This window comes from Haladaptatus sp. CMAA 1909 (genome assembly GCF_043952005.1).
Lineage (GTDB): Archaea > Halobacteriota > Halobacteria > Halobacteriales > Haladaptataceae > Haladaptatus.
Genome location: NZ_JBIOAV010000001.1, coordinates 862,851 through 888,340, shown reverse-complemented (window position 1 = coordinate 888,340; position 25,490 = coordinate 862,851). Strand labels below are relative to the sequence as shown.

30 protein-coding genes are annotated in these 25,490 nt (G+C 62.6%); 17 read left to right on the top strand and 13 right to left on the bottom strand.

The annotated features are described in order from the left end of the window. Positions 1-106: 106 nt before the first annotated feature. Entirely contained in the window at positions 107-1,060 is a 954-nt protein-coding gene (locus tag ACGYLY_RS04910) for an MBL fold metallo-hydrolase (RefSeq protein WP_395282715.1), read from the top strand. Then, positions 1,057-2,775, top strand: coding sequence for an adenine deaminase C-terminal domain-containing protein (locus tag ACGYLY_RS04905; protein ID WP_395282716.1), 1,719 nt, complete (start codon positions 1,057-1,059; stop codon positions 2,773-2,775). The genes ACGYLY_RS04910 and ACGYLY_RS04905 overlap by 4 nt, the downstream gene beginning before the upstream one ends. 7 nt (positions 2,776-2,782) lie before the next feature. Here ACGYLY_RS04905 and ACGYLY_RS04900 read toward each other — a convergent pair whose 3' ends face one another. The 3 genes from ACGYLY_RS04900 to ACGYLY_RS04890 all read right to left on the bottom strand — a co-directional run bounded on the left by ACGYLY_RS04900 (position 2,783) and on the right by ACGYLY_RS04890 (position 4,152). Beyond that, positions 2,783-2,998, bottom strand: a complete 216-nt coding sequence (locus tag ACGYLY_RS04900; protein ID WP_395282717.1) for a hypothetical protein — start codon at positions 2,996-2,998, stop codon at positions 2,783-2,785. A 59-nt stretch (positions 2,999-3,057) separates the two neighbouring features. Next, positions 3,058-3,336 carry a HalOD1 output domain-containing protein gene (locus tag ACGYLY_RS04895; protein ID WP_395282718.1) on the bottom strand — a complete coding sequence of 93 codons (279 nt, stop codon included), beginning with the start codon at positions 3,334-3,336 and terminating at the stop codon, positions 3,058-3,060. A gap of 105 nt (positions 3,337-3,441) precedes the next feature. Then, complete coding sequence (locus ACGYLY_RS04890) at positions 3,442-4,152, bottom strand: helix-turn-helix domain-containing protein (RefSeq protein WP_395282719.1); 711 nt, start codon at positions 4,150-4,152, stop codon at positions 3,442-3,444. 239 nt (positions 4,153-4,391) lie between these two features. On the opposite strand from ACGYLY_RS04890, the gene ACGYLY_RS04885 reads away from it, so the two are divergent. Next, on the top strand, positions 4,392-4,565 hold the full coding sequence (locus tag ACGYLY_RS04885; protein ID WP_395282720.1) for a hypothetical protein: 174 nt from the start codon (positions 4,392-4,394) through the stop codon (positions 4,563-4,565). Between the two features lie 124 nt (positions 4,566-4,689). Beyond that, positions 4,690-5,424: an archaeal proteasome endopeptidase complex subunit beta gene (gene psmB, locus ACGYLY_RS04880; protein WP_395282721.1), complete on the top strand. Its 735-nt coding sequence runs from the start codon at positions 4,690-4,692 to the stop codon at positions 5,422-5,424. Here the strand turns inward: psmB and ACGYLY_RS04875 are convergent. From ACGYLY_RS04875 to ACGYLY_RS04860, 4 genes are all read right to left on the bottom strand, one after another. After that, the gene (locus ACGYLY_RS04875; protein WP_395282722.1) at positions 5,421-6,923 is read right to left on the bottom strand and encodes a hypothetical protein; all 1,503 of its coding nucleotides are present in this window, start codon (positions 6,921-6,923) and stop codon (positions 5,421-5,423) included. The genes psmB and ACGYLY_RS04875 overlap by 4 nt on opposite strands. Before the next feature lie 88 nt (positions 6,924-7,011). Beyond that, on the bottom strand, positions 7,012-7,971 hold the full coding sequence (locus tag ACGYLY_RS04870) for an alpha/beta hydrolase family protein (protein WP_395282723.1): 960 nt from the start codon (positions 7,969-7,971) through the stop codon (positions 7,012-7,014). Between the two features lie 104 nt (positions 7,972-8,075). Next, the gene (locus ACGYLY_RS04865; RefSeq protein ID WP_395282724.1) at positions 8,076-8,216 is read right to left on the bottom strand and encodes a hypothetical protein; all 141 of its coding nucleotides are present in this window, start codon (positions 8,214-8,216) and stop codon (positions 8,076-8,078) included. Between the two features lie 5 nt (positions 8,217-8,221). Continuing rightward, entirely contained in the window at positions 8,222-8,386 is a 165-nt protein-coding gene (locus ACGYLY_RS04860) for an HEWD family protein (protein ID WP_395282725.1), read from the bottom strand. Between the two features lie 78 nt (positions 8,387-8,464). Between ACGYLY_RS04860 and ACGYLY_RS04855 the strand changes: the two genes are divergently transcribed. The 3 genes from ACGYLY_RS04855 to ACGYLY_RS04845 are packed head-to-tail and all read left to right on the top strand — an operon-like array spanning position 8,465 to position 10,001. After that, positions 8,465-9,073 carry a YbhB/YbcL family Raf kinase inhibitor-like protein gene (locus ACGYLY_RS04855; protein WP_395282726.1) on the top strand — a complete coding sequence of 203 codons (609 nt, stop codon included), beginning with the start codon at positions 8,465-8,467 and terminating at the stop codon, positions 9,071-9,073. A 60-nt stretch (positions 9,074-9,133) separates the two neighbouring features. Continuing rightward, complete coding sequence (locus ACGYLY_RS04850) at positions 9,134-9,457, top strand: EthD family reductase (RefSeq protein ID WP_395284151.1); 324 nt, start codon at positions 9,134-9,136, stop codon at positions 9,455-9,457. 55 nt (positions 9,458-9,512) lie between these two features. After that, positions 9,513-10,001 carry a TspO/MBR family protein gene (locus ACGYLY_RS04845; RefSeq protein ID WP_395282727.1) on the top strand — a complete coding sequence of 163 codons (489 nt, stop codon included), beginning with the start codon at positions 9,513-9,515 and terminating at the stop codon, positions 9,999-10,001. 62 nt (positions 10,002-10,063) lie between these two features. On the opposite strand, the gene ACGYLY_RS04840 is transcribed toward ACGYLY_RS04845, so the two are convergent. Continuing rightward, entirely contained in the window at positions 10,064-10,462 is a 399-nt protein-coding gene (locus ACGYLY_RS04840) for a YlbF family regulator (RefSeq protein ID WP_395282728.1), read from the bottom strand. 111 nt (positions 10,463-10,573) lie between these two features. On the opposite strand from ACGYLY_RS04840, the gene dph2 reads away from it, so the two are divergent. Further along, positions 10,574-11,611, top strand: a complete 1,038-nt coding sequence (dph2, locus tag ACGYLY_RS04835; RefSeq protein WP_395282729.1) for a diphthamide biosynthesis enzyme Dph2 — start codon at positions 10,574-10,576, stop codon at positions 11,609-11,611. A 269-nt stretch (positions 11,612-11,880) separates the two neighbouring features. Here the strand turns inward: dph2 and ACGYLY_RS04830 are convergent, their stop codons facing one another. Then, positions 11,881-12,789, bottom strand: a complete 909-nt coding sequence (locus ACGYLY_RS04830) for an esterase/lipase family protein (protein WP_395282730.1) — start codon at positions 12,787-12,789, stop codon at positions 11,881-11,883. An 86-nt stretch (positions 12,790-12,875) separates the two neighbouring features. Next, positions 12,876-13,832, bottom strand: a complete 957-nt coding sequence (locus ACGYLY_RS04825; protein ID WP_395282732.1) for a hypothetical protein — start codon at positions 13,830-13,832, stop codon at positions 12,876-12,878. A gap of 125 nt (positions 13,833-13,957) precedes the next feature. Between ACGYLY_RS04825 and ACGYLY_RS04820 the strand changes: the two genes are divergently transcribed. Next, positions 13,958-14,350 carry a hypothetical protein gene (locus ACGYLY_RS04820; RefSeq protein WP_395282733.1) on the top strand — a complete coding sequence of 131 codons (393 nt, stop codon included), beginning with the start codon at positions 13,958-13,960 and terminating at the stop codon, positions 14,348-14,350. A 63-nt stretch (positions 14,351-14,413) separates the two neighbouring features. Beyond that, positions 14,414-15,034, top strand: coding sequence for an METTL5 family protein (locus tag ACGYLY_RS04815; RefSeq protein ID WP_395282734.1), 621 nt, complete (start codon positions 14,414-14,416; stop codon positions 15,032-15,034). On the opposite strand, the gene ACGYLY_RS04810 is transcribed toward ACGYLY_RS04815, so the two are convergent. Next, positions 15,031-16,692: a rhomboid family intramembrane serine protease gene (locus tag ACGYLY_RS04810; protein WP_395282735.1), complete on the bottom strand. Its 1,662-nt coding sequence runs from the start codon at positions 16,690-16,692 to the stop codon at positions 15,031-15,033. The genes ACGYLY_RS04815 and ACGYLY_RS04810 overlap by 4 nt on opposite strands. Before the next feature lie 82 nt (positions 16,693-16,774). Here ACGYLY_RS04810 and ACGYLY_RS04805 point away from each other — a divergent pair, with 82 nt between their 5' ends. Then, positions 16,775-17,161: a MaoC family dehydratase N-terminal domain-containing protein gene (locus tag ACGYLY_RS04805; RefSeq protein ID WP_395282736.1), complete on the top strand. Its 387-nt coding sequence runs from the start codon at positions 16,775-16,777 to the stop codon at positions 17,159-17,161. Here the strand turns inward: ACGYLY_RS04805 and ACGYLY_RS04800 are convergent. Continuing rightward, on the bottom strand, positions 17,158-17,616 hold the full coding sequence (locus ACGYLY_RS04800) for a hypothetical protein (RefSeq protein WP_395282737.1): 459 nt from the start codon (positions 17,614-17,616) through the stop codon (positions 17,158-17,160). The genes ACGYLY_RS04805 and ACGYLY_RS04800 overlap by 4 nt on opposite strands. 236 nt (positions 17,617-17,852) lie before the next feature. Here ACGYLY_RS04800 and ACGYLY_RS04795 point away from each other — a divergent pair, with 236 nt between their 5' ends. Next, a complete protein-coding gene (locus tag ACGYLY_RS04795; RefSeq protein WP_395282738.1) occupies positions 17,853-19,025 on the top strand; it encodes a DUF4397 domain-containing protein in 1,173 nt (390 codons plus the stop codon). 39 nt (positions 19,026-19,064) lie between these two features. Here the strand turns inward: ACGYLY_RS04795 and ACGYLY_RS04790 are convergent, their stop codons facing one another. Further along, positions 19,065-19,544, bottom strand: a complete 480-nt coding sequence (locus tag ACGYLY_RS04790) for an acyl-CoA thioesterase (protein WP_395282739.1) — start codon at positions 19,542-19,544, stop codon at positions 19,065-19,067. An 84-nt stretch (positions 19,545-19,628) separates the two neighbouring features. Here ACGYLY_RS04790 and ACGYLY_RS04785 point away from each other — a divergent pair, with 84 nt between their 5' ends. The 5 genes from ACGYLY_RS04785 (at position 19,629) to ACGYLY_RS04765 (ending at position 24,413) form a co-directional block, all read left to right on the top strand. Next, positions 19,629-21,236, top strand: a complete 1,608-nt coding sequence (locus ACGYLY_RS04785) for a bacterio-opsin activator domain-containing protein (protein WP_395282740.1) — start codon at positions 19,629-19,631, stop codon at positions 21,234-21,236. Positions 21,237-21,282: 46 nt separating this feature from the next. Next, complete coding sequence (locus ACGYLY_RS04780; RefSeq protein WP_395282741.1) at positions 21,283-21,618, top strand: ArsR family transcriptional regulator; 336 nt, start codon at positions 21,283-21,285, stop codon at positions 21,616-21,618. Positions 21,619-21,702: 84 nt separating this feature from the next. Then, a complete protein-coding gene (locus tag ACGYLY_RS04775; RefSeq protein ID WP_395282742.1) occupies positions 21,703-22,002 on the top strand; it encodes a HalOD1 output domain-containing protein in 300 nt (99 codons plus the stop codon). Between the two features lie 78 nt (positions 22,003-22,080). After that, positions 22,081-23,799, top strand: coding sequence for a TraB/GumN family protein (locus ACGYLY_RS04770; protein WP_395282743.1), 1,719 nt, complete (start codon positions 22,081-22,083; stop codon positions 23,797-23,799). Next, a complete protein-coding gene (locus tag ACGYLY_RS04765; protein ID WP_395282744.1) occupies positions 23,796-24,413 on the top strand; it encodes a metalloprotease in 618 nt (205 codons plus the stop codon). The genes ACGYLY_RS04770 and ACGYLY_RS04765 overlap by 4 nt, the downstream gene beginning before the upstream one ends. Positions 24,414-25,490 lie beyond the last annotated feature (1,077 nt).

Genomic DNA, 25,490 nt, shown 5'->3' with positions numbered 1-25,490 from the left:
CCCAATTATGTCCTTACGCACGGGTCAGATATAATCGTTCCGTCGGTATTCGACGTGAACGTCGGTTCAAAAACGGTTTTACGGCGGGCAAAGAAAGGGAAACTGTATGTTTACGCGGCTTTCGATTCCGACGCCGTTCCAAATCGGTCCGGTGAACGCCTACCTTTCGGGGCGAACGCTGGTCGACCCGGGTCCGGGAAGCGAAGAGGCATGGACTGTCCTGTTCGAAGAGTTGGACGAACGGGACCTCGCCCCGTCGGACATCGAACAAGTTCTCATCACGCACCCTCATCCCGACCACTTCGGATTGGCAAAACGGCTCCGAGAATCGGGTGCCAGCGTCGTCGCCAGTGCGGAAGCGGCCGACATCGTTCGTGACTTCGGCGACCGACTGGCGTACGAACAGGAGTACTTCGCCGATTTCTTCGACCGCTGTGGGATGGCGGAGACCACCGCCCAAACCGTCACCAACCTGCCGGAAGCCTACCTCTCGGTCGCCCCCGACGTCGAAACCGATATCGAACTCGACGACGGCGAATCGGTCACCGTCGAAGGGGTCGAACTGACGGCGGAGACGGTGCTGGGCCACTCCTCGGGTGAGACCCTGTTCACGTTCGAAGACGACGGAAAATCGAAAGCCATCGTCGGGGACCACGTTCTCGGCGACATCACGCCGAACCCGTTCCTCCAACCGCCGACCGAGGAGGGCGGCCCTCGCCCGCGCGTCCTCCCCTCGTTCAACCGCTCGCTCGCCGAACTGCGGGACCGCGACTTCGATCTCCTCCTCCCGGGCCACCGTGAGGAGATAACGGACCCGTCGGCCCGAATCGACGAAATCCTCGCCGCCCACGAGGAGCGTACCGAAAACGTGCGTGCGCTCGTGGACCGGCCGACGACGGCGTTCGACGTGATGTGCGAACTGTTCGAGGATCTGCCCGCGACCGAGTACTTCCCCGGGATGAGCGAGGCCGTCGGCCACCTCGACGTCCTCGAAGCGCGCGAGGAAGTGAACCGACACGAACAAGGTGGCGTCGTCGTGTACGAAGGAGTAACTCAATGAACGAACTGCAACCCGTCACGCTCGGCGACGAACCCGCCGACCTCGTGATTCGAAACGGTCGCGTCCTCATGCCGGAGCCCTGCGAGTTTCAGGCGCGCGACGTCGTGGTCAAAAACAATCGCGTCGCGGCGCTGCCGGAGGACGGTAGCGATTCCATTGGCGACGAGACGAACGTCATCAACGCCAGCGACCGGGTCGTCACGCCCGGGTTCATCGACGCCCACACCCACATCGACCTCCACCAAACGTTCGAGAACGCCTATCACTACGCCCTCGAAGGGGGCACGACGACCGTCGTGACCGAGGTTTCCGGGTTCGGCCCGGCCTTCGGCGCGGAGGGCGTCGAGCAGTTGCTCGCCGCGACCTCCTACCTCCCGATTCGGGTGTTCGCCACGGTCCCGCCCCAACCGCTCGTCGATACGTTCGAACCGGCGCGTGGGGACGCCGAATCGCTCACGAACCTCCTCGGCGACGCCCGAGTCATCGGGGTCGGCGAAACCGACTGGATTCACGCCGTCGGCCGCGACTCGTCGACGGAGGAACTGTACGAACGCGCCCACCTCGAAGGGAAGACGGTCACGGGCCACGGCGCTGGCTGTTCCGGCGAGAAACTCCAAGCGTTCGCCACCATCGTCGACGACGACCACGAGTCGATAACCGGCGAGGACATCATCGAGCGCGTCGAAAACGGCATCCACGCCGTCGGCCGCTGCGGATCGATTCGCGACGACATGGCCGCGGTCGGCGAGGCGTACGAGGCGATCGGCGCGGCCGAAATCTCCCTCTCGACCGACGGCATGTGGCCCCGGGAACTCATCGGGGAGGGGTACATGGACGTGGTGGTCCGCCGGGCCATCGAGGAGGGCGTCGCGCCCGCCGATGCGATTCGCATGGCGACGCTCAACCCCGCCCGTCACTTCGGCCTGCCGAATCTCGGATCGCTCGCGCCGGGCAACGTCGCGGACATCCTCCTCATCGACGACTTGGAAACCGTCAACGTCACCACGGTCATCAACGGCGGTGAAGTCGTCTACAACAACCACGAGACGACCGTCGCGCCGCGTTCCTACGAGTATCCGAGCCACTTCTACGACAGCGTGAACGTCAGCACCGACCCGGCCGAGTTCAGCGTCCCGGCCGACGTCGCGACCGACGGAACGGTGCGCGCCATCGAGTACCGCGAGGGCCTCATCTCGGGCGAAACGCGAGTTCGTCCGCCGGTCGAAGGCGGCGAACTCGTCGCCGCGCCGGAAGAGGGCCTGCTGAAAGCCACCCTCCTCGACCGACACCCTGACGGCGACGGAACCGGATTCACCGGGTTCGTCACCGGGTTTGGTCCGTTGGAGGGCGCGGTTGCGACCAGCCTCGTCTGGGAGACGCCCGGCGTGTTGGCGCTCGGAAGCGGCGAGGACCTCAGGGAGGCCGTCGCCCACGTCAACGAGATGGGCGGCGGATGGGCCGTCGTCAGGGACGGCGACGTGGTCGCGGAACTCCCGACGCGAGTCGCCGGCGTCTGTTCGGACCTCGAAGTCGAGGAGACGGCGAAACTGTACACCGCCATCGAGAGCGCGTTCCGAAGCCTCGGAACGGACGTCGAGCGACCGATGATCGGAATCCAGACGCTGACCTTCCCCGGCGTCCCCTCGCTAAAACTGTCGTTCTCGGGCTACGCCGACATCTTCTCGCGCGAAATCGTCGGGTTGACGCCCGAATAACGGGCGTCTAATCGCCCGCAGACTCGCTCTCTACGTCGTCTCCGTGCTCTCGAATCGTCCGAATCTGCTCGTACGGGAAGAAGTTTCTCCCGCCTTTCCGTCGCAGCCAAACCCCCGTTTCGTAGAACTCCAGGTCGTCGCCTTCGACCGGGGACACGATGTTCTGTTCTCCACCCCGTTTGCCAGTCGGCACGAGGTACACGTCGTACTCGTTATCAGGCATGGGGCTAGTACGCCGAACACGGCGAAAAGCGTACTGGCCCGTCGTTTTCGAGACGGCGACTATCCCGCCTCGTAAATCACGACCCGTCCGGTTCGGAAGACGACGACTGCGAACCCCTTGTGGACGAATTCGACCCGCCTCGGGACCCGCTGTTCGGACTGACGGCCGAACAGGTCTTCGAGTGCATCGGGGTCGATACTCTCGTAGAGCGGCTCTATCTCCGTCGAACTGCTGTCGGTAACTTCGGCGATGGCCTCGATAACCGTCTCGGCTAACGGTCCTCCCTCGTGACTCGTTTCGTGAAGAATTGTCTGATTATCGCTCGACTCTCGAACCACGTTATATCCCTCCCGAGGGTCGAACGAAAAGCGCTGTGGCCGGCATTGCTTCGTCAGAGGCGTACCATGGATGGAATGTTTGGGGTTTAGTGGTTCATGCGTTTATTACCCCTCGGATGATTCGGTCGATTCGTTCCGGGGGAACAGGGTGGTCTCGAGCATCCGTTCCAATCCTCGTCGAAGGCGGCCGGACGCGGCCTGTGGCGAGATGTCGAGGGTTTCGGCGAGTTCGGAGAGCGACGTTTTGCGAGGGACGTGAAAATACCCGGAGGCGAACGCGGTCGAAAGGGCTTCCCGTTGTTCGGCGGTCAGCCCGTACTCTTTCGAGGGGAATTCGTCCACGGAATAGATGCGCCGGACCTCGTACGAGATGGATCGCTCGTCACACGCCTCCCGGAACCGAGTGGTCGAATCGTGGTCCGGGAATCGAATTCGGAACTGCCATCCGTCGCTGTTTCCGATGGCGTCGAGAAGCGTCACGTCCTGTTCCGTTAGTATGCCTTGGATTCCATCGGCGGCGCTGGACCAGCGGATCTCACACAGCGCACCGGTTGTAGTTTCGCTCAGGACCGCGATGGAATCGACCGAAGCGGATTCGAGCGAGACGTCGGCGAGAAACGACGGGTCGGCCGTGGCGACCCAGATAAACGGCATCGAACACTCCCGCGTCGGGACGAGACGCTCCAACTCGATTCGGATATCGGAGCGATAGGGAAACAACTCCCCGAGGGCGAACTCGTCAGGTGGGAGCCGAAGTTCGACGACGACGTTCACGACGGTCCATAGGGCGTGCCGTGCGTCAATCCTTTCGGCCATTCCGGGAATTCGTCGCGCACGAGACGATGATGATGCGCATAACTTACGCATATTGACGGCGTTGGAATGCCGTGACCATGGGGATCCTCGCTGCCGAACCCATCTCGAATTGTACAGTATACAACCTCGGTTGAATCGCAAGAGGGCGACGGTCTGATTCCGATGATATAGATTGTTATGAAATCGAACTAGCAACAAACGATATATAGGGTGGTGTCACAGGCTCGGGTGAAGTTGCAATGTTCGCACCGATACGACGCGCGACACTGTTTGCCCTGTACCAGCTCAGCGTTCTGGCCGGAATCTGCCTGCTTCCGGTCGCCCTCGTCGCCCGGCGGGCCGGAGTACCGTTTCCCGTACACCGCATCGTGGAATCCCTGGGGGCGTCCTACGAGAAGACGAAGAAAGACTAACCCCGACCGACGCTCGTTTTGCGTGATCTCACGGTGAATACCCCGAGGTTCGGCTCCGAGGGCTTCACCTCGTCACACCCCGGAAGGGTTGGTTTTATCAGTGCTGATGGACTACGTCCGGGTAATGCGTAGCCCAATGCACGGTTCCGACTTCTCGCGTAACAAGGAGCGCCTGAGCGGTAACGACGCCAACCCGTACGAGCCGGAGATCGGCTCGCTCCCCGACAACGAGTTCTCACAGGAGGACATGAAAAACGTCAACAAAACCGGAACGACGACCATCGGCATGACGACCGCGGACGGCGTCGTCATGGCGACGGACATGCGTGCCAGCCTCGCCGGCCGCTTCGTCTCCAACAAGAACGTCCAGAAGGTCGAACAGATTCACCCGACGGCCGCCCTGACGATGGCCGGGTCCGTCGGCGGCGCACAGTCGTTCATCCGAACGATGCGCATCGAATCCAACCTCTATGAATCCCGACGCGGCGAACAGATGAGCATGCAGGCGCTCTCGACGCTCGCGGGCAACATGCTTCGCGGCGGCCCGTTCTTCATGGTCTCTCCCATCCTCGGCGGTATCGACGAGGAGGGCTCGCACATCTACAGCCTCGACCCCGCCGGTGGCGTCATGGCCGACGACTACACCGTCACGGGTAGCGGGATGCAACTCGCCTACGGTGTCCTCGAACAGGATTACGAGGAAGGCCTCTCGAACGAGGAAGCGAAGGCCGTCGCCGCCCGCGGTATCAAGAGCGCCGTCGAGCGCGACACGGGCAGCGGTAACGGCGTGTTCCTCGCCGAAATCACCGAGGAAGGCGTCGATATCACCGGTCACAAGGACTTCGACGACGTACTCTAATTCCAGTCGGTGAAACTGCCGTCGAGCAACGTCTCCTTTTGCTGGTCGATGTAGGCGTGTTGCATGCCCGTAATCGCATCAGCCAGCGTCTCGCCTGCTTCCAGTCGGTCGCGCACCTCACGCTTCTTCCAGTCGGCGGGCGTCACGCCGTGGCGTGCGCGTTGCCGCAGCGGGTAGAGATACTTCGCGGCCTGTTCGTCGGACAGTCCGCGCGCTTGGAGGCCGTCCTTCGCGTGTGCGAAGAGGTCGGCGAACAGTTCGTCCGCTTCGGTCGTCTCCTTGCCGTCGTTCGTGATCCAGTACAGTTCCGCGTCGAGTCCGTCGTGCATGGCGGCGTAGAAGTTGTCGCGCGCGACCACCCAATCGAGATGGTGAACCGGATGCTCCCGGCGGAAGGTGCTCTCCAGCAACCCCGCGAACGCGGCCTGAAACGCGATGGAGTCCCGAACCGTCGGTTGGGCGGCTATGGGCCGGAACTCGATGCGGGCGTTCGCGTCGGCGCGCGTCGCGCCGCCGAACACCGGGCGCACCCACCGCCAGTAGGTGCCGTGTTTCAACCGGAAGTGGGCGAACTCGTCGTCGAAGCGATCCGACCGCGAGACGGGCATCGGGACGATGGTTCGGTCCGCCACGACGTCGTCGATGGCCGCTTCCGCGGATTCGATGTCCTCGGGGAAGCGCACCTTTCCGGGGTCGACGGCGTTCAACACGGACTCGAAGACGTGGATGCGGTTTTCCATCCACGCGTCGTCCACTATCTCCGCCGCCGGTGCGTCGTCGTACAGGTCCGGCGGGAAGAACGGCGAGTTGACGCCGAGCGCCAACAGCGGGGCCGCGATTCGAACTGCGTACTGGAAGTACGTCGGCAGGTCGCGGGCGTGTGGCACCTGGTAGTGCGGTTGAATGGACGTTATCAGGCTCTCCGGCATCACGGTATTCGCGGACAAGGTGACGTTGGGTGCGTCGAGTTCCATCCCGATGGACTCCCCCGTGTTCGCCATCGCGTGATAGCGTACCGAGTTGCTCATGTTCGACGCGATTTGAACCCCGTCGTCATCGACGCCGTCGGTGAGGTATCGGGTGGCCGTTTCCCCCGTCGGTGGAATCGTCCACAGGCCGTCGCTGACGAGGCGCATTCCCTCCGCCCCCGTCCGCTCCTCCGCCGCCGAAAGTCTGGCTTTCACTTCCTCCTCCTGTGCGGCCAACCCGTGTTCGTTCAGCGGTTGCGGACTCGTTGACATCTCGGCGTTGTGGAGGCCGAGTTCCTTCTCGAAGCCGATGAGCGAAAGGAGTCGTCGCGGAACCCGCGAGAGCGCTTTGGTCTCCGCGTCCACCGCGTAGAACTCGTACTCGAATCCGACGATGGATTGGGGATTGTCGAACGTACCGTCCGCGAGTTCCCGCTTGATGACCTCTGCGTCCTCCTCGACATGGCTCTGAAACTCCTCCCGGTCGACCGTCAACACGTCCCGTACCTGCGACGCAAGGTCGGAAGTCATGCGAGGGGGTGAGCGTGCCAGATGCTTCAATCCACGGGCTTCACGGTCAGCAATGGCGTGTTTTCGTCGGGTATCGCCGGTTTCCACCTCACCGCTCGGACCGCGGCGGCGACAGATGGTTCGCCAAGAAGTCGTACACGGTTTCCCGTGACTCGCGGGCGAACCGGGACTCGGTGAGTTCGAAGCGATGACCGCCGGGGGCGTCGTCGTAGAGTTCGTACTCGAAGTCGGCACCCGCATCGCGTAAGGATTCCACGAGCGATTCGATTTCGCGGCGGTGAACGTCTCCGTCGTTTGTCGCCGCGTGGATTCGAAGCGGAACGTCGGTGGCGACGGCTTGGTGGGCGGGCGAGCGCTCGCGGTACAGTTCGGGGTCGGCGACCGGCGACGTACCGAGGTGGTAACTCGCGGTGTAGAGCCGTCGATACCCCTCCCCCTTGTACTTCCAGCGCTCCAACAGGTCCGAGACGGGTGCGCCAGCGTAGGCGGTGGCAAAGGAGTCGGGATACCGAAAGATGGAGAGCAGAGCGTGTAAGCCGCCGTGGCTCCATCCGACGACGCCGATTCGCTCCTCGTCCACGTCGCTTCTGTCCGCGACCCAGTTCCGGGCGGCGAGCGTGTCTGCGATCTCGTCGCCGCCGTAGTCGATGGCCTCGTAGTGTTCACGGCCGTAGCCGGTGCTTCCTCGATATTCGGGAGCCACGACGACGTACCCCCGTTCGATGAGTTCCCGGACGACGCTCACGTAGTCCGTGGAGAAGTTGTCGTGGATGCCGCCGTGGGCGAGGACGATTGCGGGGCGGGGACGGTCGCTTTCAGTGGTGGGAAAAAACGCGTACGTCGGAATTTCGAGTTCGACATCGAAATCTGAAGCCGGCGGTCCGAGCAGGCTGAACTGACGGACGTGCGCGTTCCGCAACTCGTGACGCCAGCGGTTGTCGTCCGACCGCCGTTCGAGGATGTCGAGGCGGTGGTCCAAGCGGTTGTCGAATTCGTTTTCCTCGGTACCGGCGAACCATCGACGCAGGTCGTCGGCATTTGTGTGCATTAATGATATATCATTCTCTGTATGGATAAGTCCTGTGCGAACGCTGCCGCAGCAATGTCCATGTCCAAACCACGACCTCGTCTATCTCGCCCGTCGGACACGTCTCACGCGTCCGTTTCCGACGCCGTTCCCCGTTCGCGCCGTCGTTTCCGGACTTCGTTCGCCAACGCGCCGACGCCGATGGCCAATACGCCGAGGGCGAGCACCCACGGCCCCGTTTGTCGGTCGTTCGTCCGTCGATCCATCTCGTTCACTTCCGAATCGGATTGTGCGTGCCGTTGATGTCCCACTCGTGGATGCAAAAGGGTCTGCCCTTCTCGCCGGCGATTCGCCAGTTGTGGGTCTCCTCGTCCCACGTGTCTTCTCGTCCGCAGGCGACACACTGCCGCCGGTCGGGTAGGTTGAGTTGCGTCATCGAACCGAGGGAAGGACGTGCAGGCACTTAAACCGACGGCAACAGGGCATTTTACCGCACGTCACGAACCCCCGTGTGATGCTCCGAAGACGAACCTTCCTCGTGGCACTGGGTGGGGGAGGAATCGCACTGTCGGGGTGTACGGGCGTTCGCCGCGACGGGAGCGACCGAACGACGGGAGCGAAATCAACGACGACCACGGAACGGGCAAACACCGCGACGGGGTTCGCGACGAACGCGTTCGGGGAGGGCAGAAGCGTTCCGGCCCGGTTCACCTGTAGCGGGACGGACGTTTCGCCGCCGCTCGAAATCGCGTCGGTGCCGGACGATGCGAACTCGCTCGCGATCGTCGTGGACGACCCGGACGCGCCGAGCGGGACGTTCACCCACTGGTTGCTGTGGAACCTCCCGCCGGGGACGACGACGGTGCCGAAAGCCGTCCCGCAGGAGAGGACGGTCGGGTCCCTCGACGGTGCGCTGCAAGGAACCAATGACTTCGGCGAAATCGGCTATCGCGGCCCTTGTCCGCCGACGGACGACGGACCGCACACCTACCGATTCACGCTGCACGTCCTCGAACGCGACCTCGAACTCGACGCCGGGGCGAAGCGAAGCGCGCTGTTCGGCGCGATGGACGGCGTTCGACTCGGACGGGCGCGGTTCACGGCGGAGTTCGGGCGGAACTGACCTCCGACAGCGACCGACAGTCGATACACCGAAGTCGTCGGGCCACCGATGTCGGGTACCATGATGAAGATGGTCGATCTGCTGGTGCGCAAGGACGGCACGACCCACGAGGAGTTCGAGGAGTACTGGCTCGAAGAACACTCCTCGCTCGCGAAGGAACTGCCCGGCCTGAAGAAGTACGTCACCTCCGTCTCGAAGGACCCCGAGAAGGCGGGCTACGACGGCGTCCTCGAACTGTACTTCGACTCGACCGCGGACATGAAGGCCGCATTCGACTCCGAGAAGGGAAAAGAGGTCATGGCGGACGCCGCCGAGTTCATCGACATGGAGCAGGGACCGACGCTGATCCTCGACGAGACGGTGCAGATGGACGACCTCGACTAGCCGAGCCAACATAGTTCGGCAAAAGGAACTCGCTTTTCGGTGTGGTAGCAACCCCATGGAGACAGCACAGCGTCCGTCGTTCTCGCTCCGCGACGTGCCCGCACTCCTCGTCAGCATCGTCGTCTGCGAGTTGGCGGGCATCGTCCCGTCGTTCCTGACTGCGAACGACGTCGCGACGTGGTACACCACGCTCCAGAAGCCCGGATTCACGCCGCCGAGTTGGGTGTTCGGTCCCGTCTGGACCACGCTCTACCTGCTGATGGGCGTCGCGCTCTATCTCGTCTGGCGACGCGGGGACAACCGATTCGCACTGGCGATTTTCGCGGTCCAACTCGTCCTGAACGCGGGATGGACCCTCGTCTTCTTCGGCATGCGCTGGCCCGCGGGCGGCCTCGCGGTCATCCTCGCCCTCCTCGTCGCTATCGTCGCCACGATGGTCGCCTTCGCGCGAATCGACCGACGGGCCGCACTCCTCCTTGTCCCGTACCTCTGTTGGGTCGGGTTCGCCACCCTGTTGAACTACGAACTCTGGCGGCTGAACTGAGTCGTCACTCGCCGCCGTCGATGTAAAAGAGCGAAGAAATCGAGGCTGAGTACGGATTCGGATTACTCGTCCTGACAGCAACCGCCGGCCTGCTGGCCGAAGTCGACGGCGAGCGGGTCGGAGACGGCACGGTTCAGTTCCTCCAGTCGCGCCGTGAGTTCGTCCTGCACGTCGAGGTACTCCTTCATGACCGGGAGCGTGTGGAGGTCTTGTTGGGCCTTCTGGACCTTCGCCACGTCGTCTTGTGTCGCCTCGCCGGTCTGCCGCGCAAGCATGAACTCCTGTCGGAGCTGTTCGAACTCCTTGATCTGCTCTTGGGCCTCCTCGTCCGCCTCGACGGCCGCTTTCGCCTCCTCGAATCGTTGGTACAGCGGCGTCTCGGCGATAGCCTCGCCGAGTTCGGTCGCCAGCCGGTCGATGTCTTCGTGCTCCGTGGTCTCCGTGGTCGTATCGACGCTCATGTATCTCGATTCGGGTTGAAGGACTTTAGGCCTGCCGACTCCCGAGACCGACGTGCGTCGCGAAAACCGAGAACGCCGGGGTTAAAAGTTCTCGCCCGCAATGAGGGAGTAATGAGCAACGAAAGCGAGTACAGCGAGGGAGACCTCCGAAACACCGGAATGGCTCTCAAACACGACCGGGAGTGGGACTACGAACTCGACCGCATCATCGAAGCGGTCGAGGAGCGCGACGCCGAAAAAGTCGGACTGCAGTTCCCCGAAGGTCTCAAACGCCGCGGCCCGCAGGTGGCCGACGACTTACGCGAACTTCTCCCCGACGACGTGACGATTCTCCTCTCCGGTCAACCTTGCTACGGCGCCTGCGACTTGGACACCTACCTGATGAAGCGAACGGACGTGTTCGTCCACTTCGGCCACTCGCCGATGAAGAACACGGACAAGGTCATCTACGTCCCGCTGTTCTCCAACGTCGACGTCTTCCCCATCATGGAACAGTCCCTGGAGGAACTCGACGTCGGCGATGTCGGCCTCGTCACCACGGCTCAGCACATGAACCACTTCGACAAGATGCGCGAGTGGTTGGAAGAGCGCGGCTTCGACGTTCACACCCGGCGCGGCGACGACCGACTGACCCACGAAGGCCAAGTGCTCGGCTGTAACTACGCCTCGGCGGACATCGACGCAGACCAAGTGCTCTACGTCGGCGGCGGGAAGTTCCACCCGCTCGGCTTGGCGATGGAACACCCCGACAAGACCGTCGTCATCGCCGACCCCGTCAACAACGTCGTCACCGTGGCGGACACCGAAAAGTTCCTCAAACAGCGCTACGGCGCGGTCCACCGCGCGATGGACGCCGAGAAGTGGGGCGTCATCTTCTGCACCAAAATCGGCCAGGGGCGCTGGGACGTCGCACAGGACATCCTCGACGGCAACGACGACGCCTACCTCATCACGATGGACGAGGTAACGCCCGACCGACTGCGAAACTTCGACATGGACGCCTTCGTCAACACGGGGTGCCCGCGCATCACCACCGACGACGGCCCGCGGTTCCACAAACCCATGCTCACCCCCGGCGAGTACGAAATCGCCGTCGGCAACGAGCCCCTCGACTCGCTCGAATTCGACACCTTCCACGGCACGTGGTGAGGTTCTCTCGCTGGTTTTCTGCGGTTTCTCTTCTCTCCAACTCCCACTCGTTTCGCTCGTCAAAGCTACATCAGAGCAAAGCTCTGACTTGCTTCAGTTCGCTCGGGAAGACAAACTGCGTCTTCCCTGCCCTCGTTCACTCCGTTCACAAGGACTACGCTCACTGGAACCGCGTCGGAACGGGTTCCGACTAGCTCCAGTTCGCTTCGCTCACCGAAACTCCGGAAGACAAACCGCGTCTTCCGTGCTTTCGTTCGCTCCTTCGTCGATCACGAAAACTCCCCAACGACCTCCGCCATACACCCGTCGCCGGGTTCGTGATACGAGAAGTGGTCGGGGACGTAATCGACGTTGTGGTCCTCGTAGTTCGCGGGCGGGGTCCCCTCACACCCCTCCTCGCCGACTGCCGAATCGAACTCGCCGGTCGAGTACGCCCAGTTCAACACGTCGTCGTCGGACTTCCAGAAGTTGTCGAACTCGCCGACGACGTTCGCGATTGCGGGGCCGTACTCGCCGTCCACCGCCACCGAATCGTTATCTGCGGCCCCGCCGAGTAGGGTCGCGGACGCGACGTAATCGCTGTAACCGAGCGAATCGAGCGCCTCGATGGTCGCCGGGACGACCCGTCCGCCGAGCGAGTGGCCGATGAGGCGCACGTCGGCACCGGTTCGGGCGCGGTAGTCGGTGATGAAGGTGGCGAGTTTCGCGCCGTTTCGCTCCGCGATGTCCGTCGCGGGCCACCACTGGTCTACACGCGTGTCCGAATCGTAGCTGAACCCGATGACGGGATGGGTATAGCCGTTGTTCCGAAGCGAGGTCTTGACCGTCTCGAAATGGTCGGGCGCGTCGTCCGGGCCGACCAACCACCCGTGGACCGAGATGACGACCTCCTCGGGATTCGCGCCTCCGTAGCCCGGTATATCGCCGACGGTCCCGTAATCCCACTTCGTGTGCCCGTCGGTCAACTCCTCTTGGTATAACCAGTTGATGTCGAAGTGACCGCGCGTCGTCGCGCGGGGGAAGTCCGCCGGTCCGACGATGTCCCCGTCGTCTCCCTCGAACCCGGCGACGCTCCCGGTGAATCCGGCCACTCCGACCGCCGCCGTGGCAGTTCCTTTCAGCACGCTTCGGCGGCTCGTTCGTGTCGTTTCGTCGTTTTTGTCTGTGCCGTACGGCATGAATTCAGAAACACTGGTTGTGGATTTAATTCTATTGAAAAGATGATTATAGTTACTTGGGCCGGTCGGTTCACCGGTGTCACCCTTCAGCTTGAGTTCTCGATTCGGTACACCTGTCCCTCGAATTCGATGACCTGCGGGTCCGATACGTAGATCGCCGTCCGATCTATGTCGAGAGTGACGCGGCGAACGCCTGGTTCGAACGACGCCAGCAGGTTTCGAAGCGGGGAACGGACGACCTGTTCGGGAATCATTCGCTTCGTATCCGTCGACGGGGTTTCGACCCGAGTTGCGACCATCGTCCTCCGTTTCTCGTCGCCGACTCGAACGTGTTTTTCGTCGCCGTTTCGACTCACTACTTCGAGGTCTGATGTCGGCGTCAGTTCGAGCGGGTCGCCCGACAGTTCGAAACGGGCGGCGACCGCGATTCCGTTCTCGTAGCCCTGACCCTTAAACCAACCACCGATTCCGAAGGCGTAGGTACCTCCCCCCAGTCCCGCGAGTGTAACGTCTTCCGTTCCTTCTGCCCCAACGACGGCGGCATCGGGGTCCCTGTTATCGACGGTCAGGTTCCACGTGTGCGAGCCCCCGGATTCGAGCATCATCGCGGGTTCGGGGACGACTTGCGGTGCGATGTGGAACCACTCGCCGTCCACCCGTTTCCACACCGACCAGTCGTAGTAGTTCGTCGTGAAGGTCACGCCCGTCTCGTTTCGGAGGGTGAACGAGAGGTTCGCTTTCGGCAGGGACGCGCTCGTTTTCGAGGGCACCATCCGCAACGTCGTCCCGTCGTCGGCGTCCACGGAACAGACGACTTGCGAGTCGCCGAACGCCGGACAGTGGTTTTCGCTCGGGATTTCGAGCGTCGGCGAGGGCGTTTCGGTTCCGGTGGCGGTATTGGCGATACTGGTCTTCGTCCCAGTCGTCGTTGTCGTTCCGTTCGTCGTGTCCGATGACGGTCCCGACCCGCCCGGCGTCGACTCGGAGAGACACCCGGCGAAGATGGCGGAACCGACACACGCGAGGGCGCGTCGGCGGTCCATGGAGTCGCGTTTACCCCCACTCGGTAAGTACTTTCAGATGAGTGAAACGGCCATTTGACCATTCGAAATTACTACTGGACATACACAAACCTTTTTGTATTCCCAGTAGGTATTGTGTGATAGCCATGAGCGTAACTCGTCCCTCGACGATCGAAACCGCCATCGAACGCTGCCGACCCACCGACAAAACCCCCGTGACGCTCGATGCGGCCGCGCTTCCGTCCTCGCGTGACGACCTGCGCGACCTACAGACCGAACTCGCCGCGAAGGATTTCGTCCCCGCCGGCGTGACGGTTGACGCCTGTTTCGACGCCGATTGCTCGTTCGCCACGCAGGACGAGGCCGACCGCATCCGCGAGTACATCCGAACCGCCGCGTTCATCGGCGCGGGAACCGTTACCGTCGAGTTCGACACGGTCGAAGACGAGTCCAAAGTGCGCCCGTCCCTCGCCGCACTCGAAGAGCGTGCCCGTCGCGAAGGCGTTACGCTCGAACTGGACGGGCCGCTGGCGCTGTAACGCTCGCTTCCTGGTCGAATCCAAACCCCGCTTCTTACGTCTCCCTATCGCGTTTCTTCGACCATGGGGAAACGCGCCTTGGAACGACGACTCTCCGCCGTCGACGAGTTCGAGGAGCCACGGGTCGAGTTGGAACAGTACCCGACACCGGCGGACCTCGCGGCGCATCTCGTCCACATCGCCGACATTCACGGAGACATCGGAGGGAAGACCGTCCTCGACCTCGGGACGGGGACGGGCGTGCTTGCCATCGGCGCGGCGACGCGCTCTCCGACACGCGTCATCGGACTCGACCGCGATTCGGCGGCGTTGCGGCAGGCGACGGGAAACGAGCGTCGAGTCGACCCGGCGCGCTCCATCGATTGGGTTCTCGGCGACGGAACCGACGTCCCCCTCTGCTCGGACGGCCCAGTGACCGTCCTGATGAACCCACCGTTCGGCGCACAACGGGGTAACGAACACGCGGATAGGGCGTTTCTCGAAACGACCGCCGCGCTGGCGGACGTGTCCTACTCGATTCACAACGAGGACAGCATGGCGTTCGTCGAATCGTTCGCCGCGGACGAGGGCGGCGAGGTGACACACGCGTTCCGCGCGGAGTTGCCGCTCTCGCGGCAGTTCGAGTTTCAGCGACGGGAACGGACGGTTCTCGACGCCGAAGTCTTCAGAATCGAGTGGCGTTAGTTGCCGTACTGCTCCTTCGCGGCCACCTGAACCCGAGTCTCGTTGACAGCGGCGACGATGCGGCGTTTCTCGCGGGTGAACTCCACGCCGCCGATGGTGACCGTCGAGTTCTTCGTCGGCATCGGCGCGACGCCGACCGTGGAGTTGTTCCGCGAGAGGCGAAGCACGAACTCGCCCGTTCGCGGGACGACGGAGACGTTGTTTCCGGCGAGGACGGGTCCCGCGGTTGCCGGCGGCGACGAGAAGGCGTGTTTCCACTGCCCGTCCGGCGGGTGAAGCCACACCTGATACGCCGTTCCGCCGCCGGTGACGGTCCACCCGGTACGGCGTACCGTTACCGCCCTTTGCCACCCGACGCCGCCGACCCTGACCGTCGCACGTCCGGAGTACGCGAGTTGCCCCTTCGATATTTCGCGCGACCATATCTCCCTACTCGGGTTGACGACGATGACGCCGCTCGTGTTCACCTGCGTCGTCTCGCCGCCGACCGATACGTCGACGACGGATACCTTTTGATTCGGCACGTTCTCGGCGTACGTCACCGTGTAGTCGCGCACCGAGACGCCGGAGAGCGCGTTCGGACCCTCTTGTTGGACGGACGTGAGGTTGACGGGAACCGCGACGCCGGCCATGGCGACGACCGGGATCAACAGCATGACGGAACCCACTTGGCGAGCGCTCGGTGAAAAAGAGCGTTCGTCGGTGGTGCGGACGGCAATCGCAACGAGCGTCGCCAGCGCGAGGACGAACACGACGCCTAGGCCGCGAAAGAGGACGAACTTCTCCAGTCCGCGATACCACCACAGCGCCCACAGGGACGAGGAGACGAGGACGATGAACCCGCCCGCCCACATCCGAAGGGCGCTCGACCGAACGTCACGCTTTCGGAGGAGATAGACGCCCGCGACCACGCCGAGGAAAAAGCCCAGCGTGTGACCCTGCACCGCGATGCCGAACCACCAGGGACGCGAGAAGTGCGTCGTCGCTTCGCCGACTGTCTGTGGACTTTGAAACGCCACGTACAGCGTTTGAATCACGTCTTGGGCCGAGAGGGCGATGACGGTTCCGAGCGGGTAGCGGACGAGTGCGAACCCGACGAAGGCGAAGAAGACGCCGGAGAAACCGATGACCGGTCCCCACGAGAACAGGCCCGTACAGAGCGCGATGACGACGACGCCGAGCGGAAACAGGACGAACGCCCGGACCCACGGGTTCGTCCGCCACGAGGAAAACGAGGTTTCGCCCCTGTCGGGAGGGAAGTGTCCGAAATAGTACTCCGCCAGCGGCGCGACGGCGAGCGTGCTAGTCATGTTGCCCATCAGGTGATTCGGGCCGACGTGTGAGAACGGGCCCGCAACCATGCCGAGCGGGTACAGATACGACCACGACGCGAACGCCACCGTAACGGGGTTGTACCAGTGATACCACCCGTCCTGCACGAACAGGTACACAGCGAAGACGCCCGTGACGCAGACGAGCGTCCCCCATGGCACGCCGAACAGCAGTCGTTTTCTGAGGGCCGCTCCCCACCGTCCGTGAGGGCGGTCCAATCTCCAGATGACGAGTACGGATACCAACAGGCCGAGCGACATCCCGAGTCGCATCGGCCACCCGGCGAGCGGCGACACCATGTCGGGAGTGTGTAACTGCGATACCATAAAACGAACACGTCTCGATTTTCCGCCCATCGCGCTGCACGCTCGGAGAAAGGATTAGGTGGGTTCGTGTGAACGAATAGGCATGACAGACACGCCGACGGAGGGCGATACGCGGTCCTTCTCGCGAACGTTCACGACCGAGGACGTCGCGGCGTTCGCCGACCTCTCGGGAGACCGGGGAAGCCACCACGTCGAGGAGGAAACCCCCATGGTTCACGGACTGCTGACGGCGACGCTCCCCACGAAAATCGGCGGCGACATGGACTTCATCGCGCGGACGATGACGTTCGAGTTCCGACGACCGGTGTACGTCGGCGAGGAGATTACCTGCAAGACCACGGTCGAAGCGGTCGACTTGCACCCGGAACGCCACGAGATGGTCGTCTCCTTTTCCTGTACGAACGAGTCGGACAACGTCGTCCTCGCCGGCGACATCGACGGCGTGATTTTCCGCGGGTCGGCGCGTTAGAAATCGGGCAGGTCGTCGGGCGCTTCGAACTCCGCCTCCCAGTCCACGTACTCCGATTCGAGCACGTCACAGACTACCTGTCCGAGTTCGGTCAGCGACGCGTTGATGGACGAGACGGCGTTCCACGAGTCGATATCGGGGTGGATGTCCCTGACCTTCCAGTCCTCGGGGATGCCCGGCGCGTGGTAGCCGACTCGGTCCGCGAAGTCGTCCCAGAAGAAGTCGAACTCCGCGAACAGGTCCAAATCGAGCGCGGTTTCGAACTCGCGCTCGTCCAACCCGGTGTCCTCGGCCCACCGGTCGAACGACTCTTCCCACGCGCCCTCGTGGAGGAACGCCTCCAGTTCCTCGCGGTGGTAATCGTTCTCACCGGAAACCGACACGTCGTCGTACTCCTGCACGTCCGCCTCCGCTCGAAGCGTCGGGGAGTCCGGAGCGGATACGTCGAGTCCCATGAATCCGGATAGAACGGGGTTCCGGATAAGCGTTCCTTCGGGTCGACGTCAGGGGAACGCTGCCCGCATTAGGTGACGATTTCGACACGACGATTCCACCAGAAACGGGAGTTACCGCCCGCGAAAACCGCCATTACGCGGATGGACGGTGTAAATGGTTTATCCTCGCCCTTGCCGATGATGGCATCGGAATGAGGAGAACAACACGTACACTCGGAGTCGGATTGGTAGTACTGATGGTTACACTCAGCGTCGGATTTGCAGGAATGGGGGTGATGGCCGACGGACCGACTCAAACGACGAATCAGACGACCGCGGTAAACGAAACGACCGCGATGGAGGAAACGACGACCGCGGCGGTGAACGAGACATCGACTACGACGAACGAAACGACCACCGCTACGAACGAGACGACGGCGGCAACTGAAACGACGACCGCGAACGAGACGACGACCGCCGCGGCGAACGAGACGACGACCGCGAACGAGACGGGTGATGCACAGGTTCGCATCGCGCACATGTCGCCCGACGCGCCGCCGGTCGACGTGCTGGTGGACAACGAGACGGTCGTCTCGAACCTGTCCTACGGAAACGTCACCGATTACGCCAGCCTTTCGGCGGGCGAACACGAGGTTTCGATCACGGCCGCGGGCGACCCGAGCACCGTCGTCTTCTCGGGTAACGAGACGTTCGACGCCGATACGAACTACACCGTCGCGGCGACCGGTCTGATTTCGGGGAGCGGCGATACCGCCTTCGAACCGGTCGTCTACGAGGACAACTTCACCGCGCCCGAACAAGGCAACGCCTCGGTGCGACTCGTCCACGTCTCGCCCGACGCGGGACCGGTCGATGTGACGGTTGCTGGCAGCAACACCACGCTGTTCGACAACGTCTCGTTCCGACAGGCGACGGCGTACGAGCAGGTTCCGGCGGGCGACTACACGCTCGAAGTCCGTCCCGCGACGGCGAACGATTCCGGCGAAGTTCTCAAGACGTTCGACGTGTCGCTGAACGACCGCACGGCCTACTCGGCGTTCGCGGCGGGATACGCCAACCAGAGCAGCGTTCCGGCCGGAAGCCCCGACAGGCCGCTCGACCTCATCCTCGTGACCGACTTCGTGGCGTCGGGTAACGCGACGGGTGCGGCGAACGAAACGACGACGGCGAACGCGACTTCGACTCCGGCACCGGAAACGACCACGCCGCCCAACGAGACGACTTCGACGGGTGCGACCACCACGTCGATGAATGCGACGGCCACCGAAGCACCGACTTCCACGACGAGCACGTCCGCAAACGTGACGAGTACGGAAACGGCGACGGCGGCGATGAACGAGACGGTGGCTGAAACCACCGCTGCGGAGATGACGACAACGACGGCGAATCAGACCACCACCAACAAATAGACGAACAGTCGACCTTTCGAACGACGACTTTTTTCGTGCTCAGTCGATTCGATCCACCACGTCTTGGAGTTGTTCGATACGTTCTTCGCGGGCCGAATCGCGGAGCGCCTGCTGATTTTCGTCCGGACAGTCGAGGTCCGGGACGGGCGTCGGCTTGCCGTTCTCGTCCAACGCGACGAAGGTGAAAAACGAGGTGGTCGTCTCGCGCTGGTCGCCCTTCTTCGGGTCCTCGGCGCGAACGTTCACCTTCACGTCGATGCTCGTTCGTCCAGTTTCGAAGACGAACGCCTCCACGACGGCGACCTCTCCCCTGTCGATGGGCGAGATGAAATCCACGTGGTCCATCGACGCGGTGACGCACTGATTGCCACAGAACCGCATCGCCGCGACGGCCCCGCAGATGTCCATCCAGTGGAGAACGACGCCTCCGAGCGCCCTGTCGAGGTTGTTCGTGTCGTTCGGAAGGAGCAGTTCGGTCATCTCGGTGTACGAATCCATCAACGTCGCCGTCTCTGCCATGTTCGTCCCTTCTCGGGCGGCGTATTTAGTTCGCCGCGGTTCGCGCGCGCCAGAGTTATCGTCGTTGCTGACCGCTAGTGTCACATGAGCGAGGAGCGGGCGAAGCAGGATTCTCGACTGCTGGCCACGGAAAAAGTCATCTCCGCCATCGGGGATGGAACCTATCAACTCGACCCCGAGGGCCACTTCGTCGCGGTCAACGACGCCATCGTCGAGGGGACCGGATACGACCGTGAGGAACTCCTCGGCGCACACGCCTCGCTCATCCTCGACGACCTCGACATGGAGCGAATCGGTGCCGAGATACAGGATTTGCTGAAGAACGACCCGGACGGAATTCGAGCGATGGAGGTCCTCGTGCGAAGCAAGGCCGGGGAACGAATTCCGTGCGAACTCCGATTTTCGGTGGTGCGGTCGGAGGGACGATTCGACGGAACGGTCGGCGTCGCCCGCGATATCACGGGGAAAAAGGAACGAGACGCGGCGTTACGGGCACAACGCGACGAACTCGAACAGTTGCGTCACATCAACGCCGTCGTTCGGAGCATCGACCGCGCGGTCGTTCGCGCGAACACGACGGAAGGGATAGAACAAACCGTCTGCGACCGACTCGCCGATGCCGACCCCTACCGATTCGTTCTTTTGGCCCGTTTCGACCGGGAGTTGAACGCGTTGACCATCGAGGCGTGGGCAGGCATCGACGAGGGACACGCGACGCAGTTAGCGGCGGATTTCGACGTCGCCGCGGGACCGGGCACGACCGCGATTCGCGGTCGGACGGTAGAGGTCGTTCAAGACGTAAAGCTCGACGATGAGGACTGGGGAGTTCAGACGGACGACTCCGGTCACTGGTCGATGGCGTTCGTCCCGCTCCGGTACAACGACACCACCTACGGCGTCCTCGGCGTCTACGCCGACCGCGCGTTCGCGTTCGAGGGCCCGGAGCGTGAGGTGTTGGACGAACTCGGGGAGATGGTCGGATACGCGTTGTCGGCGGTCAAGACCCGGCAAGCGCTCGTTTCGGAGCGAGCCATCGAACTGACGTTCGAGTTCACGGACGAGGAGTACCTGTTCACGGCGCTCACCGAGGAAGTCGGCTGTACGGCCCGATTCGAGGACGCGATACTCCATCCCGACGGGTCGTTTCTGTTGTACGTCTCGACGCGTGGAAGCGACCCCGATCGAGTCCTCGAATTCTGCCGGGAGTTCGACGTCTCGCATCTCCGTGCCATTAACAAGCGGGACGACGAATGTCTGCTCGAAATCCGCTACAGCGAACCGATGGCGTTTTCGACGCTCTCGAACCACGGCGGTATCATCCGCTCTGCGGTGGCGGAGGACGGGGTTGCCAGAGTCACCATCGACATGCCGGAAACGGGAGACGTTCGTGAAGTCGCCAACGCCATGTCTGGAGTGTTCGAGGATGCGGAACTCGTCTCCCGGCAGACCGTCGAACGACCGACCGAAACGCGTGTAGGGTTCCGCGATTCGCTCGATGATCGACTCACCGAGCGCCAACGAACCGTCCTCATGACGGCGTACCGTGCCGGGTACTACGATTGGCCGCGTGGGAGTACGGGCGAAGAACTCGCCGAATCGCTCGATATCGCCCCGCCGACGCTCCACAAGCACCTCCGTCTCGCCGAGCGAAAGGTCCTAAGCGCCATCTTCGACGAGGCGGATCGGGACTAATCCTTTAGCCCACCCACTCAATGCGTTTCGGTGGCTGGTTTCCGGTATGACGATCGAGACACTCCCGGAAGACGGTTCCCGGTGGGACGATACCGCGCCGCCCTCCTTGAACGCGATGTTCAAGGTGTTCTCGGAACCGATTCGCCGAGAGGTGTTGGTTCTCCTCCGTGAAGAGGGGAACCCCCTTTCGGTGACGACGCTCGCCGACCGACTCGACGGCGAAACTGACCAGTTGCGAACCGCACTCGTTCACGTCCACCTCCCGATGCTCGCCAACACGGGCAGCGTGGAATGGGACCCCGAACGCGATTCGGTCGAATTTGGCAGTATTCCCGACGAATACGACGGATTGTTCGATGTCGTCGAAGCATCGGTTCGATAGAAATTCCACCCGCTCCCGGCCCTATTTAAAGACTCAACTATTGAACGCACAATCGCATGTGAGTTCGAACCGTATCACCGGGTAATGAGTGACCCCATAATACAGAGAACCTCCGAACCGGTCGCCTCGGCGCAGTACTCGTGGGGAGGCGAGATGACCCTCGTCCAGACCATCGTCGAGACGTTTTCGTCCGCGAGCGGTTTGGCCCCCGAAGAACTTCCCCCGCTTCATCACGTCGTGGACGTCGATGCCCTCGAATCCATCTTCGGCCCCCGATGCGACGGGCAACTCCGTTCCGTCACCGGAGAAGTATCGTTCAACTACCAGGACCACGAAGTCGTCGTCAAGAGCCACGGCCGCGTTCTCGTCCATCGGGCCGATTAGTTCAATTCCACGTTGAACGGGTGGAAATTTTGCCGTGTCATCGATACTGGTAAAAATGGAGGGAGAGTAACGTCACTGATGACCGACCAGCACCCGCCGTCATCCGGTGGCGGCGAGGGAGACGTACGAGTCGTGGGAACGGCCCACGTTTCGGAAACGAGCGTCGAGCGAGTCGAAGAAGCCATCGAGGAGGACAATCCGGAAATCGTCGCCGTCGAACTCGACGAGGGGCGTTTCCGGCAGATGCAAGGCGAAGTGGCCGACGACCTCGATCCGTCCGACCTCCTTCACGGCAACACCGTCTTTCAGTTTTTGGCGTATTGGATGCTGTCGTACGTGCAGACACGCATGGGCGAGGAGTTCGACATCCAACCCGGTGCGGACATGAAAGCCGCGATCGACGCCGCCGAACGACACGGGAGCGGCGTCGCGCTGGTGGACCGCGACATCCAGATGACGATCCAGCGATTCTGGGCGCGGATGAGCCTTCGCGAGAAGTTACGGATGGTGGGCAGTCTCGCCATCGGCGTGACCGACCCGCTCACGATAGGACTCCTCTTCGGCGCTCTCTTCGGCGTCTTCTTCGCGATGATATTCGGCATCTTTCTCTCGCCGCTTCTCGGGTTGAACGCGACGCTTACCCTCGGCGCGGGTGCCGGAATCTTCCAACTCGTCGGCGGCCTCGCGGGCGGTGCCTTCGCCGGACTCGCCCTCGGAAGCCTCGTGCTTTCGGGCGGTCTGACGAGGCGCATCGACGTCGCCCTCGGCGGCGGGTTGGTACTCGGAATCGCCGCGGGCCTCGCGGCAGGTACGGGTACCATCGGCGTCGTGGACGCGGGGACGCTCGCCGGAATCGGCGCGGTCGTACTCCGAATCCTCTCCTCGCTCGTCATCGGCGTCGGCGTCGGCATGGTACTCGGCGTCCTCGGCGGGTTCTTCCTCGGAAGCGGGACGGTAGAGGAGGAGGAACTGGACGAGGAGTTCGACATCGAGGACCTCACCGACGGCGACGTCATCACGGCGATGATGGAGGAGTTCCGGCGCTTTTCCCCCGGCGGCGCGGAGGCCCTCATCGACGAGCGTGACGCGTTCATCGCACACAAACTCGTGTCGCTTCGGGAAGCGGGCCACAGCGTTATCGCCGTCGTCGGCGCGGGCCACCGCGCGGGTATCGAAGGATATCTCGACGACCCGAGTACGCTCCCGCCGATGGAGTCGCTGGTCGGCACCGAGAAGGGGAGCCGATTCTCGTTTTTCAAACTGTTCGGCTACTTCATCACGGTGGCCTTCTTCGCCTTCTTCATCCTGTTGGCGATGGCCGGGGTCAGAAACACGTTCCTCATTCAGGTGTTCGCGGCGTGGTTCCTGTTCAACGGCATCTTCGCCTTCGGACTGGCGAAACTCGCCGGGGCACACTGGATAAGCGCCCTCGTCGGCGGCGCGATCGCGTGGCTGACGAGCATCAACCCGCTGCTCGCGCCCGGGTGGTTCGCCGGTTACATGGAACTCAAGTACACGCAGGTCAACATCGGCGATATCGCCAAACTCAACGACATCATGAGCGACGAGGAACTCCCCCTCGCCGACATCATGTCCCGAATGCTCGACGTGCCGCTGTTCCGACTCATCGCCGTCGTCGCCATGACGAACATCGGGAGCATGATAGCGACGTTCCTGTTCCCCTTCGTCGTCCTGCCGTTCCTCGGTCCACAGGTCGGCGGCGTCGGTGAAATCACGCGGCTGATGGTCGAGGGCGCACACAACAGCGCCGACGTCATCTGGGGTGCGCTGACGTGAACATCCGGTTCAGCACGCGCGAACTCCGCGACCTGCTGGTCGCGTGGGCCGCACTCGGCCTCGCCTTCACGCTCTTCCTCCAACCGGGATTCGGAGAGGCGCTCCTCCAACCCGGCAGGGGCGTTTCGTCCGCAACGTTCGTCGGAGCACTGGTCGTCTCGCTGTTCACGGCGGGTGTCGGGTTTCTCCTCCACGAATTGGCCCACAAGGTGGTGGCGATTCGCTTCGGCCAAATCGCCGAGTTCCGCGCCGACTACGGCATGTTGCTGTTGGCCATCGCCGGCGGACTCGCCGGATTCCTCTTCGCGGCACCCGGCGCGGTGTATCACCGCGGGATGATCACGGAGCGGGAAAACGGCCTCATCGCGCTGGCGGGGCCGATGACGAACGTCGTCCTCGGCGTCCTGTTCTTCCCGTTCATCTTCGTCGGGCCGTCGATCGTCACGGAAATCGGCTACCGCGGCGCGCAGATAAACTTCCTCCTCGCCGGATTCAACATGCTCCCGTGGGGGCCGCTGGACGGCAAGAAGGTCCAACAGTGGAGCATGACCGTCTTCTTCGCCACGCTCGTCCCCTGCGTGTTGCTCGCGCTGTACGCGCTGTTGGTGCTGTAGCAACCCGCGCGAACGCGCGATATTTCGGTTTCGAAATTTTTTCGGAACGGACCACCACGTCTGCTTCGTGAGAGCGGTTTTTTGGAATCGGTTACTGCGAAGCACTCTTCGAAAGCCCTCATCATGCTCACGGTCGCTACGAGTTCCATCTAAATCGGGGAGAGATAGAAATGAGATTGTCAGGAAGACGGTTTCGAAAGCCCCCGTTCGCTCGCTACGAGTTGCAGTTGGGAGCAACTGATGTGCGACTACCGGGAAGCAACCCTCGAAAGCCCCCGCCCGCTCGCGGCCGCTGTGCAGGATATTCTGGCCTCTCCGCCACGTTTGGCCAGAATAGTGGCCCGCACAGCAACCACGCAAGCCCGAGCGGACGGCCCCTTTCAGTCCCACCCGCACCGCTTCCGCACAGCAACCGCCACCGCGCCACATCCTCCCCAACCGACTCCTTCGCATTTGCTCAGTCGTCCCTCGCGCTTGCCAACAGCCCTCGGATGTGAAATCCTCAGGGCTGCTTGCGCACGCGCCGCGCGGCTAGTTCGTCGTGTGTGTAATCGAAATCGAATTCCTATGGCGCGTGCTGACGGGACGGCGAGGACTTCACGTCCGAGCCGTCTCGCCTCAGCTCGCGCGAGGGATGAGTATCGCAGCGAACGAATGTGAGCGAGAAACGCAATCGGTTGGGGAGGGAGTGGTTGTTGCGGTGCGGTGGCGGTATGTGATGGTATGTGGTGGGACTGAAAGGGGCCACTCGCTCGCGTTCATTTTAGTCGTCTCGACGACCCCTCTCGGTGAAGACGAACGAACTGAGTCGAGCCGAGATGTCGCCGAGCGGTTCACGCGAACGCAGTGAGTGTGAGCACGGAAGCACATGCCCGCGAACGAAGTGAGCTGGAACGTCTTCCGGTGCCGCGAGCTGGCGGGGGCTTTCGAGGTCAACTCCCCAGCAGTTGTGATCATACGAAAACAAAAAGCAACTCGTAGCGAACGTACCCGTTCGTAGCGACCAATTTATCGAAACCGAATATGCGGTCGAACATGAGATGGGCAAACCTTTACTCACCCGGAACACGCGTTTCA

Excerpts from the sequence above, each read along its gene's own strand:
- ACGYLY_RS04815 (WP_395282734.1), top strand. The coding sequence starts at position 14,414 with ATGGGGAAACGCGCCTTGGAACGACGACTCTCCGCCGTCGACGAGTTC.
- ACGYLY_RS04870 (WP_395282723.1), bottom strand. The coding sequence starts at position 7,971 with ATGCACACAAATGCCGACGACCTGCGTCGATGGTTCGCCGGTACCGAG.
- ACGYLY_RS04865 (WP_395282724.1), bottom strand. The coding sequence starts at position 8,216 with ATGGATCGACGGACGAACGACCGACAAACGGGGCCGTGGGTGCTCGCC.
- ACGYLY_RS04830 (WP_395282730.1), bottom strand. The coding sequence starts at position 12,789 with ATGCCGTACGGCACAGACAAAAACGACGAAACGACACGAACGAGCCGC.
- ACGYLY_RS04890 (WP_395282719.1), bottom strand. The coding sequence starts at position 4,152 with ATGGCCGAAAGGATTGACGCACGGCACGCCCTATGGACCGTCGTGAAC.
- ACGYLY_RS04900 (WP_395282717.1), bottom strand. The coding sequence starts at position 2,998 with ATGCCTGATAACGAGTACGACGTGTACCTCGTGCCGACTGGCAAACGG.
- ACGYLY_RS04800 (WP_395282737.1), bottom strand. The coding sequence starts at position 17,616 with ATGGGACTCGACGTATCCGCTCCGGACTCCCCGACGCTTCGAGCGGAG.
- ACGYLY_RS04780 (WP_395282741.1), top strand. The coding sequence starts at position 21,283 with ATGACGATCGAGACACTCCCGGAAGACGGTTCCCGGTGGGACGATACC.
- ACGYLY_RS04855 (WP_395282726.1), top strand. The coding sequence starts at position 8,465 with ATGCTCCGAAGACGAACCTTCCTCGTGGCACTGGGTGGGGGAGGAATC.
- ACGYLY_RS04875 (WP_395282722.1), bottom strand. The coding sequence starts at position 6,923 with ATGACTTCCGACCTTGCGTCGCAGGTACGGGACGTGTTGACGGTCGAC.
- ACGYLY_RS04840 (WP_395282728.1), bottom strand. The coding sequence starts at position 10,462 with ATGAGCGTCGATACGACCACGGAGACCACGGAGCACGAAGACATCGAC.
- dph2 (WP_395282729.1), top strand. The coding sequence starts at position 10,574 with ATGAGCAACGAAAGCGAGTACAGCGAGGGAGACCTCCGAAACACCGGA.
- psmB (WP_395282721.1), top strand. The coding sequence starts at position 4,690 with ATGCGTAGCCCAATGCACGGTTCCGACTTCTCGCGTAACAAGGAGCGC.
- ACGYLY_RS04790 (WP_395282739.1), bottom strand. The coding sequence starts at position 19,544 with ATGGCAGAGACGGCGACGTTGATGGATTCGTACACCGAGATGACCGAA.
- ACGYLY_RS04770 (WP_395282743.1), top strand. The coding sequence starts at position 22,081 with ATGACCGACCAGCACCCGCCGTCATCCGGTGGCGGCGAGGGAGACGTA.
- ACGYLY_RS04810 (WP_395282735.1), bottom strand. The coding sequence starts at position 16,692 with ATGGTATCGCAGTTACACACTCCCGACATGGTGTCGCCGCTCGCCGGG.
- ACGYLY_RS04845 (WP_395282727.1), top strand. The coding sequence starts at position 9,513 with ATGGAGACAGCACAGCGTCCGTCGTTCTCGCTCCGCGACGTGCCCGCA.
- ACGYLY_RS04825 (WP_395282732.1), bottom strand. The coding sequence starts at position 13,832 with ATGGACCGCCGACGCGCCCTCGCGTGTGTCGGTTCCGCCATCTTCGCC.
- ACGYLY_RS04905 (WP_395282716.1), top strand. The coding sequence starts at position 1,057 with ATGAACGAACTGCAACCCGTCACGCTCGGCGACGAACCCGCCGACCTC.
- ACGYLY_RS04820 (WP_395282733.1), top strand. The coding sequence starts at position 13,958 with ATGAGCGTAACTCGTCCCTCGACGATCGAAACCGCCATCGAACGCTGC.
- ACGYLY_RS04885 (WP_395282720.1), top strand. The coding sequence starts at position 4,392 with ATGTTCGCACCGATACGACGCGCGACACTGTTTGCCCTGTACCAGCTC.
- ACGYLY_RS04805 (WP_395282736.1), top strand. The coding sequence starts at position 16,775 with ATGACAGACACGCCGACGGAGGGCGATACGCGGTCCTTCTCGCGAACG.
- ACGYLY_RS04785 (WP_395282740.1), top strand. The coding sequence starts at position 19,629 with ATGAGCGAGGAGCGGGCGAAGCAGGATTCTCGACTGCTGGCCACGGAA.
- ACGYLY_RS04860 (WP_395282725.1), bottom strand. The coding sequence starts at position 8,386 with ATGACGCAACTCAACCTACCCGACCGGCGGCAGTGTGTCGCCTGCGGA.
- ACGYLY_RS04775 (WP_395282742.1), top strand. The coding sequence starts at position 21,703 with ATGAGTGACCCCATAATACAGAGAACCTCCGAACCGGTCGCCTCGGCG.
- ACGYLY_RS04795 (WP_395282738.1), top strand. The coding sequence starts at position 17,853 with ATGGTTACACTCAGCGTCGGATTTGCAGGAATGGGGGTGATGGCCGAC.
- ACGYLY_RS04910 (WP_395282715.1), top strand. The coding sequence starts at position 107 with ATGTTTACGCGGCTTTCGATTCCGACGCCGTTCCAAATCGGTCCGGTG.
- ACGYLY_RS04850 (WP_395284151.1), top strand. The coding sequence starts at position 9,134 with ATGATGAAGATGGTCGATCTGCTGGTGCGCAAGGACGGCACGACCCAC.